Here is a 15,161-nt window from a genome sequence, read left to right on the forward strand (position 1 = left end):
CACGAGTCTAGCAGTGGCCCGTCGTTGCGGACCAATCCTCGATCGGACGCCCCGGGGATCACTCGCCGGTGATCGCCTTCAGCACGTCGAGCTTGGCGGCACGACGTGCCGGCAGCACGGCCGCGAGGACGCCGACGAGCGCCGAGACCACCACGAACACCGCCAAGGAGCCGATCGGGATGGCCAGGTCGCTGATGCCGTCGTTCTGGAAGGAGCGTTGCAGGGCGATGCCGAACAGCAGCCCCGCTCCGATCCCCAGCACCGCACCCAGGATCGCGATCGCCACCGACTCCAGGCGCACCATGCGCCGCAACTGCGGACGGGTCAGGCCGACCGCGCGGAGCAGTCCGATCTCGCGGGTGCGCTCGATGACGCTGAGCGCCAGCGTGTTCACGATGCCCAGCACGGCGATGACGATCGCCAGACCCAGCAGCGCGTAGATCAGGTACAGCAGCGTGTTGACCTGCGAGCGCTGCGCCTCGGCGTAGCTCTCCTTGTCCTGCACGACGATCGTGGGGTTGTCGCCCACCGCCCGCTCGAGGTTGGCCCGCACGGTGCGCGTGCCGGTGCCGGGGGTGGCGTTGATCGCCAGCGAGGTGTCGCCGCGCTTGATGCCCGCCGCCGCGACGGTGGTCAGCGGCACGATGGCCTGGCCGACGACGTTGCTGTCGGCGTACACACCCGTCACCGTCGCGTCGAACTCACCGGAGCTGAACGCCAGCTTCACCACGTCGCCCGTCGAGCGGTCGATCGACTCCGCCATCGACTCGCTGAGCGCGATCATGTTCTCGCCGGTGGGCGCCGTGCCATCGGAGAACGCCAGCTCGAAGACCTCCGCGAACTGCTCGGCGTCGGTCGCCGACGCGAAGACCTGCGTGCCGTCGGCCTCGAACACGATCGACTGGGCCGGCGAGACGGCCGCGACGCCCGGGACCGCGCCGATCTTCTGCGAGATCTCGGGCGAGAACGGCTGGCCACTGACGTTCTGGACGATGAAGTCGGCCGAGAACTCGCGCTCGACGCCCTTGTCGATGGACGTGTTGATCGAGGCGCCCAGGATCGACATCGTCGTGACCAGCGCGAGACCGATCATCAGCGCCGACGCGGTCGCGGCCGTGCGCCGCGGGTTGCGCCGCGCGTTCTGCGCCGCCAACTGACCCACCGACTTGTAGACGGTCCGATAGAGGACGCCGAAGGCGGCCAGGACCGGCGACGCGATGATCGGGCTGCCCAGCGCGACCGCCATCAGCACGCCGAAGATGCCCGCACCGACCCAGACGATGGGGCGGGGGACGTCGAGCCAGGAGCCGGCCGCCATCGACCCGGCACCGGCCAGGCCGAACAGCAACGCGATCACGAGCCGCCACCGCAGCGACGACTCGGGCATCGCGACCTCGTCGCGCATCGCCGCGACCGGGGGCACCCGGGCGGCGCGACGGGCGGGGATCCACGCCGCGAGCATCGTCACCAGGACGCCGACGGCGTAGGCCAGGATGACCGTCCGCGGCTGGAACACCAGCGACGTGCCCGACAGATCGAGGCCGAAGCGGCTGAACAGGACCTTGAGCAGCAGCGCCAGGCCGAAGCCCATCGCCAGGCCCAACGTCGAGCCGATGACGCCGATCACGAACGCCTCGGTCAGCACCGAGCGGCTGACCTGGGGACGCGAGGCGCCCAGGGCGCGCAGCAGGGCCAGTTCGCGACTGCGCTGGGCCACCAGGATCGAGAACGTGTTGACGATCAGGAAGGTGCCGACCACCAGGGCGATGCCGGCGAAGACCAGCAGGAAGGTGTTGAGGAACCCGAGCAGCTGGTCGAAGAGGTCCTTGGACTCCTCGGCGACCGAGTCGCCCGTGACCGACTCCGTGCCCTCGGGGATGACCTTGGCAACCTGGTCGGCCACCTCGCGCTGGGTCGCCCCGGCCTTGGCCTCGACCTGGATGACACTGAAGGCGTCCTTGCCCTCGAGGAAGTACTTCTGGGCACTGAGATCGTCGAAGATCACGAGCGTCGCGCCGGCCAGGCCGCCGGAGCTGAAGTCGAAGATGCCCACGAGCTTCGCCTTGAGGATGGGCGGCTCGCTGGGCAGCGCGATCTTGACGGTGTCGCCCAGGCGATAGCCGGCCACCTCGGCCGAGCGCGCGTCGAGGGCGATCTCGCCGTCCTGGGTCGGAGCGCGGCCCTGCTCCCACTTCAGCATCTGGTCGCCGGCGGCGTTCGGGATCGGGTCGCCGTCGCCGGCGTTGAGGGCGATCGTGGGCGCACCGGTGCCGCCGAGCAGACGGTTGTTCTTCTTGACGACGAACAGGCCGCCGCCGTTGACCGCACCCTCCGCGCGCTCGACGCCGGGCAGGGCGGAGATCTCCTCGATGACCGAGGCCGGGATGGAACGGGCCTCGCGGTTGACGCTCATCGCGATGGCGTCGCCGTTGCCCGTCTCGGGCCGGACCGCCACGTCGGTGACGGTGCCGTACGCGATCTGGTCGAAGCTCTCGCCGATCGTGTCGGTGAACACCAGGGAGCCCGAGAGGAACGCGATGCCCAGCACGATCGCGAAGGCGCTCAGGAACAGACGGACCTTGCGAGCTACGAGGTTGCGCCAGGTGACTCTGCGCACGTCACACGCCGATCCGGCGCTGGACGACGCTCATGCGCTCGAGGACCTTCTCGGCCGTGGGGTGACGCAGCTCGGACACCACGCGGCCGTCGGCCAGGTAGACGACCCGGTCGGTGTAGCTGGCGGCGACGGGATCGTGCGTGACCATGACGATCGTCTGGCCGAACTCGTCGACACTGCGGCGCAGGAACGACAGGACCTCGGCGCCCGACGTGGAGTCGAGGTTGCCGGTGGGCTCGTCGGCGAACACGATCGACGGACGGCTGACGAGCGCGCGGGCGCACGCCACGCGCTGGGCCTGACCGCCGGACATCTCGTTGGGACGGTGCTTGAGCCGGTCGGCCAGGCCGACGGCCTCGATCACGTTGGCGTACCACTTCGGATCGGGCTTGCGGCCGGCGATCGACAGCGGCAGCAGGATGTTCTCCTCGGCCGTCAGCGTGGGCACCAGGTTGAACGCCTGGAAGACGAAGCCGATCTTCTCGCGGCGCATCACGGTGAGCGCCTTGTCGTCGAGCTTGGCCAGCGTGGTGGGACCGATCGTCACGCGACCACCGTCGGGGGTGTCCAGTGCCGCCATGCAGTGCATGAGCGTCGACTTGCCCGATCCGGAGGGGCCCATGACCGCCGTGAACTCACCCTCGTAGATCTCCAGCGAGACCCCGTCGAGCGCCCGGACCTGGGCGTCGCCCTTGCCGTACGTCTTCGTGAGCTCGTGCGCGTGCGCCGCGACGGTCTTTTCCATGGGCCAGAGCCTAGGCGACAGGACCAGGTTTTCGACCGGAGTGTCACTGTGAGTTACACGATGTCAGCCGATCCGCCCCACAGGTCGACCCGCGCGTCGGCGTCGTGACCGACGAGCTCGTCGATCCGATCGAGCTCCTCGGCGGTGAAATCGGTGTTCGCCGCCGCCTGGATGTTCTCGTCGAGCTGCTCGGTGCGCGAGGCGCCGATGAGGGCCGAGGTGGCCGCGCCGGGCCGCAGCACCCAGGAGATCGCGAGCTGGGCCAGGGTCTGGCCGCGCTCGCGGGCGACGTCGGCCAGGCCACGCAGGCGATCGCGGTTGCCCTCGACCACCGAGTCGTCGAACGAGGACCGGCCGCCGGCCCGCTGCACCGGCTCGTCGCCGAGGTAGCGGTCCGTCAACAGCCCTTGCGCCAGCGGGGTGAAGGCGATCGAGCCCATGCCGACGTCCTCGAGGGTGGCGAACAGCTCGTCCTCGACCCAGCGGTTGACCATCGAGTAGGCCGGCTGGTGGATGACCAGCGGCGTACCCAGGTCGGCGGCCACCTCGGCGGCGCGGCGCGTGCGCTCGGCCGAGTACGACGAGATGCCGACGTAGAGCGCCTTGCCCTGGCGCACCGCCGTGTCGAGCGCCCCCACCGTCTCCTCGACGGGCGTGTCCGGATCGGCACGGTGTGAGTAGAAGATGTCGACGTGGTCCAGCCCCATCCGGGTCAGCGACGCGTCGAGGCTCGCCAGCAGGTACTTGCGCGAGCCGAGGAACCCGTACGGGCCGGGCCACATGTCCCAGCCGGCCTTCGTGGAGATGATCAGCTCGTCGCGGTAGGGCGCGAAGTCGCCGCGCATCATCCGGCCGAAGTTCTCCTCGGCCGAGCCCGGCGGCGGGCCGTAGTTGTTGGCCAGGTCGAAGTGCGTGATGCCCAGGTCGAAGGCGTGGCGCAGGATCTCGCGCTGGCTGTCGAACGTGCGGTTGTCACCGAAGTTCCACCACAGGCCGAGGCTGACCGGCGGCAGCAGCAGGCCCGACCGGCCCACCCGCCGGTACTCCAGGCTCTGGTAGCGGTCGGCGTCGGCCTGCCACGGGCGGTGGGTCTCGTCGACGCGGTTGCGGGTCCAGTCGGTGCTCATGCGTTCACGGTATGCCGCCGCGCCGACGGCGGCACGACGCCCTCAGAGCAGACGGGTGATCTCGACGTCGACGGTGGTGCTGACCTCGCCGTCGGTCGAGTAGATCCCCCGCAGATTCGGGTTGTCGTCGAAGTCGCGCCCACGCGAGACGATGATGTGACGCTCGCCCGGGGACTCTCCGTGCGTGACGTCCCAGCCGACCCAGCGTCCGTCCCACCACTCCAGCCACGCGTGCGGCTCGGCCTCGACCGGGACGTCGACCTGCGGCTCGGTCTCGGGGTGGACGTATCCCGCGACGAAGCGGGCCGGGATCGATGCGTGACGCAGGGCGCCGATCGCGACGTGGGTGATGTCGTGCGTGACGCCGCGGCCGGTGTCCCAGGCCTCCTCGGCGGTGGCGCTGACGTGGGTGGCCGCGACGAGTCGCTTGACCCGGTCCCGCAGCAGTTCGACGACCGCCTCCACGTACGCCCCCGGCGTCGCGGCGGTGGCGCGAATCGCGTCCAGCAAAGGGACGAGCGAGGGCGACGGGCGCACCTTGTCCTGCTGGTGCACGAACTCGCAGTACCGGTCGAGCGTGGACGGGTCGAGGTCGTCCCAGCCGATGGAGCGGCCGGGCTCGGCCGGATCGGCGGTGTCGACGACCGAGGTCGCCACGACCCGCAGCTCGTCGTGCGGGTCGGTGACCTCGAACGCCGTCACGGTGGCGCCCCAGTAGTCGCGGTACTCCTGCGACCACGCCGTCGGGACGATCTCGAGCCGCGACCGGCGGACGTACTGGTCGGACGTGGTCTGCGGGGTCAGCCGGGCCTCGCTGTACGACGCCCGCGTGGGCACGGAGTACGTGTAGGTCGTCGCGTGCCGGACGCGCATGCGCATGCTCATGCCGGAACCTCCGAGAAGAGACGACGATACGGCGGCACCGGCATTGCGTACCCCTCGTTCACTCGCTGTCGCTCGCTCACAGAGACACCCTTCCAGTCCACATGTGCCAGTTCTCCTGGGCGAAGTAGCGCGCCGTGATGGCGTCGCTGGCCGCCGAGCAGGCGCGCTGCAGGCGCTCCATCTCGAACGGCATGGTCTCGAGCAGCTCATTGAGCGGCCGGTACTCGATCTCGGTACGGGCCCGCCCGAGCAGCCGCAACGCCTCGTCGGAGAAGCCGGCACGACGCCCGGCCACGTCCAGACGGGTCAGCGCCCGCTCGGCCTCGCTGAGGCTGGAGACCAGCGACCGTGGGAACCAGCGGTCCAGCAGCAGGTACTCGGCAGCCGCGCTGTCGCGCTCGATCCCGCGGTACGTGCGCAGGAAGCTCTCGTAGCCACCGCAGGCGCGCAGCGTGTTCTGCCACGCGACGCCCGATCCGCCGGCACTGGCCGCCGTCGACAACAGTCGCGCGGTCATGTCGGCGCGCTCGATGTTGCGGCCCAGCACGTAGAAGTACCAGCCCTGGTCGCGCGGCATCGAGTCGTCGGCCGAGCCGGAGATCATCGCGGTGCGCCGGCGGACCCAGTTGAACATCTCGACCGGACGCATCGAGGTGGCCGCCGGCACGCCCTGCCAGGTGGTGTTGATGGCCGACCAGACATCGGTCGAGAGGGTCTCGCGCGCACTGCGGGCGGCCTCGCGCATCGAGCCGATGACCGCCGCGATGGACGTGGACGACTTCTGGTCGTACGCCAGGTTGTCGAGCATCGACCAGCGGTTCGGCACCCCCTCGAAGTCCTCGATGCCCATGACCGCGAACAGCTGCTGGCAGCTGGTGACCTCGTCGGTCGACGGGTCCTCGACCAGCATCTGCATCTGGACGTCCAGCAGGCGGGCCGTGTCGTCGGCGCGCTCGAGGTAGCGGCCGATCCAGAACAGCGACTCACCGATCCGGCTGAGCATCAGGCCTCCCTGGAGGGGACGGGAACGGGGACGGGCGCCATGGTCTGCGACTGGGACTGCGACGAGGCGTGCGACTCGAGGTCGTCGTCATCGACCTCGATCGGCTCGGTCGGCCGGGCCAGCACCCAGGTGTCCTTCGAGCCGCCGCCGCGGCTGGAGTTCACGATCAGCTCGCCCTCGGGCAGGGCCACGCGGGTCAGGCCGCCGGGCAGCACCCAGACGTCGTCGCCGTCGTTGACCGCGAACGGCCGCAGGTCGACGTGCCGGGGACGGATCCCGTCCTCGACCAGGGTCGGCACCGTGGACAGCGAGACCACCGGCTGGGCGATCCAGTCGCGCGGCGCGGCGATGACCTTGGCACGCAGCTCGTCGAGCTCCTCGCGGGTGGCCGCCGGGCCGATGACGATGCCCTTGCCGCCCGAGCCGTCGACCGGCTTGAGCACGAGCTCGTCGAGGCGGTCCAGGACCTCCTCGCGCTGGTCGGCGTCGCCGCAGCGCCATGTGTCGACGTTGCGCAGGATCGGCTCCTCGTGCAGGTAGTAGCGGATCAGGTCGGGGACGTAGGTGTAGAGCAGCTTGTCGTCGGCCACGCCGTTGCCGACCGCGTTCGCGATCGTCACGTTGCCCGCACGCGCCGCGTTGATGAGCCCGGGGACGCCCAGCGTGGAGTCGGCGCGGAACGCCAGCGGGTCGAGGAACTCGTCGTCGATCCGGCGGTAGATCACGTGCACGGGCGCCAGGCCGTCGGTCGTGCGCATCATGACGCGCCCGCCGTGGCACACCAGGTCGCGGCCCTCGACCAACTCGACGCCCATCGTGCGGGCCAGCAGGGTGTGCTCGAAGTAGGCCGAGTTGTAGACGCCGGGCGTCAGGACCACGACGGTCGGATCGCTGACACCGGCGGGCGCCGCCGCGCGCAGCGCCGAGAGCAACTGGCGCGAGTAGCGAGCGACGGGGCGGATGCGGTGGTGCGCGAAGACCTCGGGCAGGCCGCCGGACATCGCGCGGCGGTTCGTCATGACGTACGAGACGCCGGACGGGACGCGCGCGTTGTCCTCCAGCACGCGGAAGTCGCCGTGGCCGTCGCGGATCAGGTCGATGCCCGCGACGTGGATCCGGACCCCGTTCGCGGGATCGATGCCCGCGACGACGCGGTGGTAGTGGCTCGAGGTCACGACCGTCTTGCGCGGCACGACTCCGTCGCGGAACAGCTCTCCGGCGCCGTACGCGTCGGCCAGGAACGCCTCGAGCGCCTTGACGCGCTGCTTGACGCCGGCCTCGACCTCATCCCAGGCATCGGCCTCGATGATGCGCGGCACGATGTCGAGCGGGAACGGGCGTTCCTCACCGGCGACGCCGAAGGTGATGCCCTGCTCGAGGTAGGACGACGCCAGACCCTCGGCCCGCTGTCGCACCTCCTCGGGCGGCATCTTGCCGAATGCCGCGTGCACGGCGGCATAGAGGTCGCGCAGGCCCGACTCGCCGTACATCTCGTCGTAGCCCGCGACAGGTCCGTATCCCTCGAACAGTTGCGCCTGTGTCACGGGACCACCCTAGAGGCGATTTGCTTCGCGCACGTTTCGACCGTCGGCAGTGCCGAAAACGCCCTCTCCCGGCTACGATTCGTACCGGAAAGGGGCGCGCCCATGACCGCAGGTGACGTCTTGGTGCTCAACGCGAGCTACGAACCTCTGCAGCGCGTGTCCCTGCGCCACGCCATCAAGATGCTCGTACGCGAGGTGGCGGTCATCGAGGAGTCCCACGACGAGACCTTCGGGCCCTTTCCCCGGCCCAAGGTCCTGCGCCTGGTGCGGTACGTCGTCACGCGGTGGATGCACCGGCGCGCGCACCTGTGCACCAAGACCGCGATCAAGGCCCGCGACAAGGCCTGCGCCTACTGCGGCGGCTCGGCCGAGACCGTCGACCACATCGTCCCTCGCTCGCGCGGCGGTGAGCTGACCTGGGAGAACGCCGTCGCCGCGTGCCTGCGCTGCAACCACAAGAAGGGCAACCGCACCCCGACCGAGGCCGGCATGGCTCTGCTCATCACACCGGCCCGGCCGAAGACCTTCGTGGCCTGACCGCGCCTCACGCCTCCGGCGCGCGAGATGTGTGGCTTTCCGTACCCTTTTCGGGCTCAGAAGGTGCGCACCGCTACACATCTGGGGCGGGGAACCCGTCAGAGGCCGACGGACTCGTAGATGTCGTCGAGCTCGTCGAGGTACGCGCCCTCGTCTTGGCCGGCCCGCTCGTACGCGGCGAGGGCCTTGACGCGGATCATCTCGGCGACCTCCTCGTAGCGGGCGTTCCACTTCTCGGCCTCGATCTGCCAGTAGCCACAGGTGTAGAACGCCGCCTGCGGCCAGCCCAGTCCCCGCCGCAGGTGCTTGCGGACGGCGCGGCTGGCGCGGGCCTCACCGGCGAGCCAGACGTAGCGCCCCGACCAGTCGGCGGGCAGGTCGCGCCCGGTGACGGCGGCCTCGAGCGCGTTCGGGATCAGGTGCTCGTCCTCGACGACCTCCCAGTGCGCGTGCACGTCGGCGGCCGACGGCAACGGAACCTCGTCGGCCGCGTCGCTGACGACGACGTGCACCTCTGCGACGACCCCCGGGTCGAGCTCGCGCAGGATCCGGGCGAGCGCCGGGACGCCGGTGATGTCGCAGACGAGGAGCTGGTGCCGCGCGTCCGCCGCCGGGCGGTAGAGGCCGTGGGGCTCGAGGACGCCCACGCGGTCGCCGGGCTGACACGTGCGAGCCCAGTCCGAGCCGGCTCCCTGCTCGTGCAGCGCGATGTCGACGTCCACGCGCACATCGCCGTCGACGACCCGGTGGTCCGAGATCGTGTAGACCCGCGGGACGAGCGGCTCGGCGCCCTCGGGGTAGGTGTAGGACCAGTCCTCGTTGATCGTCGGCAACGCGATCTTCGCGCCGGGGTGCGGCGGCAGCAACAGCCGCACGTACTCGTCGGGGATGCCGGTGGACTGCCAGCCCTCGAGACCACCCAACGTGATGGACACGAGGTGCGGAGTCAGCTGGCGGCGACCCAGGACGGTCGCGGCATAGGTCTTCACGGGTTCCCCTTCGTTGGACGGGCGCGCACCGGTCCGGGCGCACCCACCGGAAATCAACCCGGTTAGGTCAGGCTAACAACACCTGTTGGATAGCCTCAAGAGCGTGACCATCCGCGTTCGTCCCATCTCCTCCGAGGACCACCTGTCCTTCATCGCGTCCCGCGGGACGGCCAGCTTCCTGCAGACCCCCGCCTGGGCGGCGGTCAAGAGCGAGTGGCGTGGCGAGTCGCTGGGGTGGTTCGACGGAGATGCGCTGGTCGGCGCCGGGCTGGTCCTGTACCGCCAGGTGCCCAAGCTCAAGCGCTACCTGGCGTACCTGCCCGAGGGTCCCGACCTCGACTGGAGCGGCGACGTCGCGCCCGCACTCGAGGCGATGCGCGACCACCTCCGGACCCAGGGCGCCTTCGGCATCCGCATGGGTCCGCCCGTCGTCACGCGCCGCTGGGAGGCCGCCACCCTGAAGGCCGCCCTCGCCGACGAGGTGCTGACCCGGCTCGGCGACGTCCCGGCCGATCACACCGACGAGGCGGCGATCGCCCTGTCCGGCACGCTGCGCTCGCTGGGCTGGAAGGAGCAGTCCGCCGAGGGCGGCTTCACCGCGGGCCAGCCGAAGTACAACTTCCAGATCCCGCTGGCCGGTCGCACCGAGGAGGACGTCCTCGCCGGCATGAACCAGCAGTGGCGCCGCAACATCCGCAAGGCCGCCAAGCAGGGCGTCGAGGTCACCGAGGGCGGCCGCGACGACCTCGTCGACTTCCACCGCGTGTACGTCGAGACCGCCGAGCGCGATCACTTCACGCCGCGACCGCTGTCGTACTTCCAGACCATGTGGGACGCCATGACGGCCGAGGACCCGCAGCGGCTGCGGCTGTACCTGGGCCGGCACGAGGGCGACCTGGTCGCCGCCACGACGCTCGTCCAGGTCGGCACCCACGCCTGGTACTCCTACGGCGCGTCGACCACGGCCAAGCGCGAGGTGCGCGGCTCGAACGCCGTCCAGTGGCAGATGATCCGCGACTCGCTGGCCGCCGGCGCGGAGGTCTACGACCTGCGCGGCATCACCGACACCATCGACTCCGACGACCCCCACGTGGGCCTGCTGCAGTTCAAGGTGGGCACCGGCGGCGAGGCCGTCGAGCACCTCGGCGAGTGGGACCTGCCCATCAACCGCCCGCTGTACACGGCGTTCACCGCGTACATGAAGCGCCGCGGCTGAGCCACCCGCCCACCAGCCGGACACCGCCGGAGGCGGACCACGCCCGGAGCGCGATGATGGACCCATGGCGTTCGACCTGCAGATCCGCGCCGCCGACTGGCGGAGCCACCTCGTCGCGACCCGCGACGCCCATCCCGCGATCGTGCCGGTCATCAAGGGCAACGGTTACGGCCTCGGTCGCCAGCGTCTGGCCGGCGAGGCGTTCCGTCTCGGTACCGACATGATCGCTGTCGGCACGTACGAGGAGGCCGCCGAGTTGCTCGGTGCCTTCACCGGCGACGTGCAGGTCCTGACGCCCTGGCGACCGTTCTCGCCGCGCGTCGCGGACGGCCGGCTGATCCACACCGTCAGCCGCCTCGAGGACATCGCGCCGCTGGCCGCCCAGCTGCCGGGTGCGCGGGTCGTCGTCGAGGGCCTCACCTCCATGGCGCGGCACGGACTGGACCGTCACCACATCACCGAGGCCGCGCGCCTGATCGGCGAGGCCGGCCTGGTCGTCGAGGGATTCGCGATCCACCTGCCGATGGCCGGTGCGAACCTGGCCGAGGCGCGCACCTGGTGCGCGATCCTCGAGACCTCGGCGCTGCCGGCCACCACGGTCTTCTGCTCGCACCTGACCGTCCCCGAGCTCGAGCAGCTGCGCACCGAGCGCCCGAACCTCACGATCCGGCCGCGCGTCGGGACCGCGCTGTGGCTGGGCCGACTCGACACGCTCGAGGTCCGCTCGACCGTCCTCGACGTCCACACCGTGCAGCGCGGCGAGCGGGTCGGCTACCGCCAGGGCCGGGTGCCCCGCGACGGTCACGTCCTCGTGGTCGCTGGCGGCACCAGCCACGGGATCGGCCTGGAGGCCCCGCGCGCGGTCACCGGCGTCGCCGGTCGCGGCAAGGCCGTCGCCAAGGGCGGGCTCGCGGCCGCCGGGCTGGCGCTGTCGCCGTTCACGATCGCCGGCAAGCAGCGCTGGTTCGTGGAGCCCCCGCACATGCAGGCCAGCATGATCCTGCTGCCCGAGGGCGTGCCGGTGCCTGCCGTGGGCGACCGCCTCCCCGCGGCCGTCCGCTACACGATCGCCCAGTTCGACTCGATCAGCGAGGTCTGAGCGTCACCACGGCTCGCCGGTGAGCACGTCGATCTCGGTGTCGATGGGCAGCCGCCGCCTCTCCTGGGGCAGCGTCGAGCACCGGATGGCGGTGTTCTCCAGGTCGCCTCTGTCGTCGACGATCCGCAGGCAGCCGCCCACCTGCACGCTGGTCGTCTCCATCCATCCGCCGGAGGAGCCCACCTCGTGGAGGTAGAAGATCCACGTGATCGGGTCGCGCGACGGCACGTCGACCAACTCGGGGAACGCCGTCGCCATGCCGGTCGTCGGATCCTTGTCGCCGAGGCCCCGGTCGACGAGGACGAACTCGGCCTCCTCGATGATCTCGGCGGCCCGCTCGCGCAGCGTCTCCGTGGCGTTGTCGATCGCCTTCTCGTCCGAGCTGCGGTTCTCGCAGCCGCCGAGCACGGCCGCGGCGAGGACCGCCGCTGTCGTGGTCCTGGTTGCCCAGCCCACGCAGAAGGCCCGGGCTCGTGGAGCCCGTGACGTGCTGAGCTCTGTGCCGCTCAGTCCCACGGCTCGCCCGTGAGCAGGTTGATGTCGAAGTCCAGGTACGTGTGGAACTCCCGTTGGACCGACGCCGGGCACCGGAACGCGGAGGCGGCGGTCTCTCCGTCGGCATCCACGATCTCCAGGCAGCCACCGACCAGGTGGGCCTGGGGGTTGCCACCGCTCGTCGTGCCGATGTCGCTGAGGTAGAAGCGCCAGGTCAACGGGTCCCGCGACGGCACGTCATAGAGCTCCTGGTGGGCCGTCGCCATGCCGGCCGTCGGGTCGTCGCCGCTCTGGGCGAAGATGACGTCGGCGTCGGCCCGGATCGCCGACACGGTCTCCTCCAGGCGGGGGTAGGCGTCGTCGACGGCGGTCTCCGGGTCGCCGGTCGAGCATCCCCCGACGGCCAGCAGGAGCGCGGCGGCCCCGGCTCCACAGCCCCAACCCACGCGGCGTCCTGACGGCCGCGTCGGCGTACCGGACATGTCGGACCCCCGATGACGCTCAGCGACATCAGGGCCGGACACACACCGGCCCGCCGAGCACGCCGCACGCTAGCGGGAACCCGTCGTCCTCCACAAGAAGCCCGATGGCAGGACCTGGGCCAGTCGCCGAGGCATGGGGAGCCGGCCGCTCCGCGGCTCAGTCGCGATCGTCGGCGCCGCCACCGCCACCACCAGTGCCGTCGCCGTTGCCACTGCCGCCGCCCGCGGCCCCCGGTGACGTGGTGGCCGGGGGCGGGGTGACCGGCGGCGTCGCGGTCGGCTCCGGCTCGGGAGCCGGGGCCGTGGGCGCGGGAGTCGTCGGCTCGGGAGCGGGCCGCGTCGGCTTCGGCGTCGGCTTGGTCTCCTTCTTCTCCGGCTTCGGCGTCTTCTTCTTCTTGTCGCCACCATTGCCGGGGTTGGTGTAGACCGCCGTGCCCTTGTCAGCCTTGATGTTCGCGCGCTTGGGGAACGTCCCGCACTCGGTGCCCTCGAGCGCCCGGTTCATGTAGGTGCCGAAGGTCGTGGCCGGGTAGGTGCCGCCGAAGAACGGGTTGAGGTAGCCCTCGAGCTCCTCGTTGCCCTTGCCGCGGTTGTACATGACCGCCGTGGCCAGCTTCGGCGTCGCGCCGACGAACCAGGAGGAGGACACCCGGTCCTCGCCGTCCTTGCCGTCGTTGGCCGTGGCGGTGCCGGTCTTGCCCACGGTGGGGCAGAACGTCCGCGCCTTGGTGCCCGAGCCCGCCCGGACCACGGCCTGCAGCGCCGCGAGCGTGTCGGCCGCGACGTCCTCGTCGATCGTCTGGGTCGTCGCGACGTTGTGCTTGAACACGCGGGCTCCGCGGGAGTCGTCGACGCGGTCGATGACGTACCACTCGGCGCGCTTGCCGTCTGCCGCCAGCGTCGCGTAGGCGTTGGCCATGTCGATCGGCGCGACCTTCTCGTAGCCCAGCGAGACGCCGAGCACCGGCTGGATCTGGTTGACCGTCGACTCGGGGATGCCGGCCTCGCGCGCAGCCTTCAGGATCTTCTCCGGTCCGTCCTCCATCTGGTCGGTCAGGTCGACGAACGCGGTGTTGACCGAGAACTGGGTCGCCGTCTCGAGGTTGATGAAGCCGTAGGACTTGCCGCCGCTGTCGCCCTGGTTCTGGATCTCGTCGTTGCCGATCTTCAGCGGAGCGTTGCCGTTGAGGCGGGTCTGCAGGCTGTAACCGTTCTCGAGCGCCGCGACCACCGCGAAGGCCTTGAAGGTCGACCCCGGCTGCGTGCCCAGCGTCGCCCAGTTCAGCTGGCTCTTGAGGTAGTCGGGGCCGCCGTACATCGCGCGGACCGCGCCCGTGCCGGGCTGCACCGAGACCACGGCGGTGTTGAGCTCATCGAGACCGTCGGGACGGACCTGCTTGACCGCCTCGACGGCGTCCTTCTGCATGTTCTTGTCGAAGGTCGTCACGACCCGCAGGCCGCCGCCCTCGATCTCGGAGTCGAGGAAGCCCTCGGCCCGCAACTGCTTGCGGGTCAGCTCCAGCAGGTGGCCCTTCGGGCCCTCAAAGCGCTGGTTGGCGCGCTGCTTCTTGAACTTGGGGAACTTGCCCCTGTGGGCCGCGGCCTGCTCGGCGGTGATGGAGCCGCGCTTGACCATGCCGTCGAGGACGTAGTTGAACCGTGGCAGGACGCGCTCACGGGCGCCCTCGGCGTAGGGGTCGAAGTACGAGGGGTTGTTGATGACGGTCGCGAGGAACGCGGCCTGGCCGATGTTGAGCTTCGCGGCCGGCTTGCCGAAGTACGTGCGCGAGGCCACCTCGACGCCGTAGGAGCCGTTGCCGTAGTAGATCGTGTTGAGGTAGCCCTCGAGGATCTCCTGCTTGGTCAGCTGGTTGTGGATCTTGACCGAGAGGATCGCCTCCTTCACCTTGCGGGTGTAGGAGCGCTCCTGGTTCAGGTAGAGGATCTTGACGTACTGCTGGGTGATCGTGGAACCGCCGCCGGTGATCGACCCGCTCGTGGCGTTGTTGCGCGCCGCGCGGACGATGCCGCGCAGGTCGATACCGCGGTTCTCCCAGAAGGTCCGGTCCTCAGCGGCCACGACGGCGTCGCGCATGACCTCGGGGATCTCCTCGTACTCCAGCCGCTCGCGGTTCTGGGTCGCGAAGCTGCCGATCTTGGTCTTGCCGTCCGAGTAGTAGACGTTGGTCGTCTCGGTCTGGAAGTCGGCGTTCGGGTCGGGGATCTTGATCGTCGCGTAGAGCACGGCGAACACCAGGGCTCCCGCGATGAATCCCGCGACCATCAGGAACAGCAGCCAGCGCAGGACCCGCACCGGCAGCGACCCGGTGCCACCGATCCTGCGGGAGACTCGGCCGAGCACTCCCTGCTTGTTCTTCGCGCGCGTTTTCGCCACGAATCGGCCCCTTTCGGACGACGACTT

Annotated in this window: 13 protein-coding genes; 3 read left to right on the forward strand and 10 right to left on the reverse strand. The window is 70.3% G+C overall.

The features are described from left to right. Positions 1-58: 58 nt before the first annotated feature. From GL325_RS11365 to GL325_RS11390, 6 genes are all read right to left on the reverse strand, one after another. On the reverse strand, positions 59-2,617 hold the full coding sequence (locus GL325_RS11365; RefSeq protein WP_187769651.1) for an FtsX-like permease family protein: 2,559 nt from the start codon (positions 2,615-2,617) through the stop codon (positions 59-61). A gap of 1 nt (position 2,618) precedes the next feature. Next, the gene (locus tag GL325_RS11370; RefSeq protein ID WP_154597308.1) at positions 2,619-3,362 is read right to left on the reverse strand and encodes an ABC transporter ATP-binding protein; all 744 of its coding nucleotides are present in this window, start codon (positions 3,360-3,362) and stop codon (positions 2,619-2,621) included. 53 nt (positions 3,363-3,415) lie between these two features. Further along, positions 3,416-4,489, reverse strand: coding sequence for an L-glyceraldehyde 3-phosphate reductase (gene mgrA / locus GL325_RS11375; RefSeq protein ID WP_187769652.1), 1,074 nt, complete (start codon positions 4,487-4,489; stop codon positions 3,416-3,418). Between the two features lie 42 nt (positions 4,490-4,531). Beyond that, positions 4,532-5,374: a transglutaminase family protein gene (locus tag GL325_RS11380; RefSeq protein ID WP_187769653.1), complete on the reverse strand. Its 843-nt coding sequence runs from the start codon at positions 5,372-5,374 to the stop codon at positions 4,532-4,534. A 76-nt stretch (positions 5,375-5,450) separates the two neighbouring features. Continuing rightward, entirely contained in the window at positions 5,451-6,377 is a 927-nt protein-coding gene (locus GL325_RS11385) for an alpha-E domain-containing protein (protein WP_154597305.1), read from the reverse strand. Then, positions 6,377-7,867: a circularly permuted type 2 ATP-grasp protein gene (locus tag GL325_RS11390; protein WP_154597541.1), complete on the reverse strand. Its 1,491-nt coding sequence runs from the start codon at positions 7,865-7,867 to the stop codon at positions 6,377-6,379. The genes GL325_RS11385 and GL325_RS11390 overlap by 1 nt, the downstream gene beginning before the upstream one ends. 156 nt (positions 7,868-8,023) lie before the next feature. Between GL325_RS11390 and GL325_RS11395 the strand changes: the two genes are divergently transcribed. Continuing rightward, the gene (locus GL325_RS11395; protein WP_154597304.1) at positions 8,024-8,458 is read left to right on the forward strand and encodes an HNH endonuclease; all 435 of its coding nucleotides are present in this window, start codon (positions 8,024-8,026) and stop codon (positions 8,456-8,458) included. Positions 8,459-8,556: 98 nt separating this feature from the next. On the opposite strand, the gene GL325_RS11400 is transcribed toward GL325_RS11395, so the two are convergent. Beyond that, positions 8,557-9,447, reverse strand: coding sequence for a siderophore-interacting protein (locus tag GL325_RS11400; protein WP_187411620.1), 891 nt, complete (start codon positions 9,445-9,447; stop codon positions 8,557-8,559). Between the two features lie 103 nt (positions 9,448-9,550). Here GL325_RS11400 and GL325_RS11405 point away from each other — a divergent pair, with 103 nt between their 5' ends. Further along, positions 9,551-10,663 (forward strand): peptidoglycan bridge formation glycyltransferase FemA/FemB family protein, encoded by a 1,113-nt coding sequence (locus GL325_RS11405; RefSeq protein ID WP_187411621.1) that lies wholly within the window; start codon positions 9,551-9,553, stop codon positions 10,661-10,663. Between the two features lie 64 nt (positions 10,664-10,727). Further along, positions 10,728-11,762, forward strand: a complete 1,035-nt coding sequence (locus tag GL325_RS11410; RefSeq protein ID WP_187769654.1) for an alanine racemase — start codon at positions 10,728-10,730, stop codon at positions 11,760-11,762. 3 nt (positions 11,763-11,765) lie between these two features. On the opposite strand, the gene GL325_RS11415 is transcribed toward GL325_RS11410, so the two are convergent. From GL325_RS11415 to GL325_RS11425, 3 genes are all read right to left on the reverse strand, one after another. Continuing rightward, complete coding sequence (locus GL325_RS11415; protein ID WP_187769655.1) at positions 11,766-12,218, reverse strand: hypothetical protein; 453 nt, start codon at positions 12,216-12,218, stop codon at positions 11,766-11,768. Positions 12,219-12,268: 50 nt separating this feature from the next. Beyond that, positions 12,269-12,703: a hypothetical protein gene (locus GL325_RS11420; protein WP_187769656.1), complete on the reverse strand. Its 435-nt coding sequence runs from the start codon at positions 12,701-12,703 to the stop codon at positions 12,269-12,271. A 193-nt stretch (positions 12,704-12,896) separates the two neighbouring features. Next, a complete protein-coding gene (locus GL325_RS11425; protein ID WP_187769657.1) occupies positions 12,897-15,134 on the reverse strand; it encodes a transglycosylase domain-containing protein in 2,238 nt (745 codons plus the stop codon). Positions 15,135-15,161 lie beyond the last annotated feature (27 nt).

The sequence above is a fragment of the Aeromicrobium sp. 636 genome (assembly GCF_024433585.1).
GTDB classification, from domain to species: domain Bacteria; phylum Actinomycetota; class Actinomycetes; order Propionibacteriales; family Nocardioidaceae; genus Aeromicrobium; species Aeromicrobium senzhongii.

Bases quoted from the DNA above. Each gene is read 5' to 3' on its own strand.
- mgrA (WP_187769652.1), bottom strand. From the start codon at position 4,489: ATGAGCACCGACTGGACCCGCAACCGCGTCGACGAGACCCACCGCCCG.
- GL325_RS11395 (WP_154597304.1), top strand. From the start codon at position 8,024: ATGACCGCAGGTGACGTCTTGGTGCTCAACGCGAGCTACGAACCTCTG.
- GL325_RS11410 (WP_187769654.1), top strand. From the start codon at position 10,728: ATGGCGTTCGACCTGCAGATCCGCGCCGCCGACTGGCGGAGCCACCTC.
- GL325_RS11385 (WP_154597305.1), bottom strand. From the start codon at position 6,377: ATGCTCAGCCGGATCGGTGAGTCGCTGTTCTGGATCGGCCGCTACCTC.
- GL325_RS11390 (WP_154597541.1), bottom strand. From the start codon at position 7,867: ATGTACGGCGAGTCGGGCCTGCGCGACCTCTATGCCGCCGTGCACGCG.
- GL325_RS11380 (WP_187769653.1), bottom strand. From the start codon at position 5,374: ATGAGCATGCGCATGCGCGTCCGGCACGCGACGACCTACACGTACTCC.
- GL325_RS11370 (WP_154597308.1), bottom strand. From the start codon at position 3,362: ATGGAAAAGACCGTCGCGGCGCACGCGCACGAGCTCACGAAGACGTAC.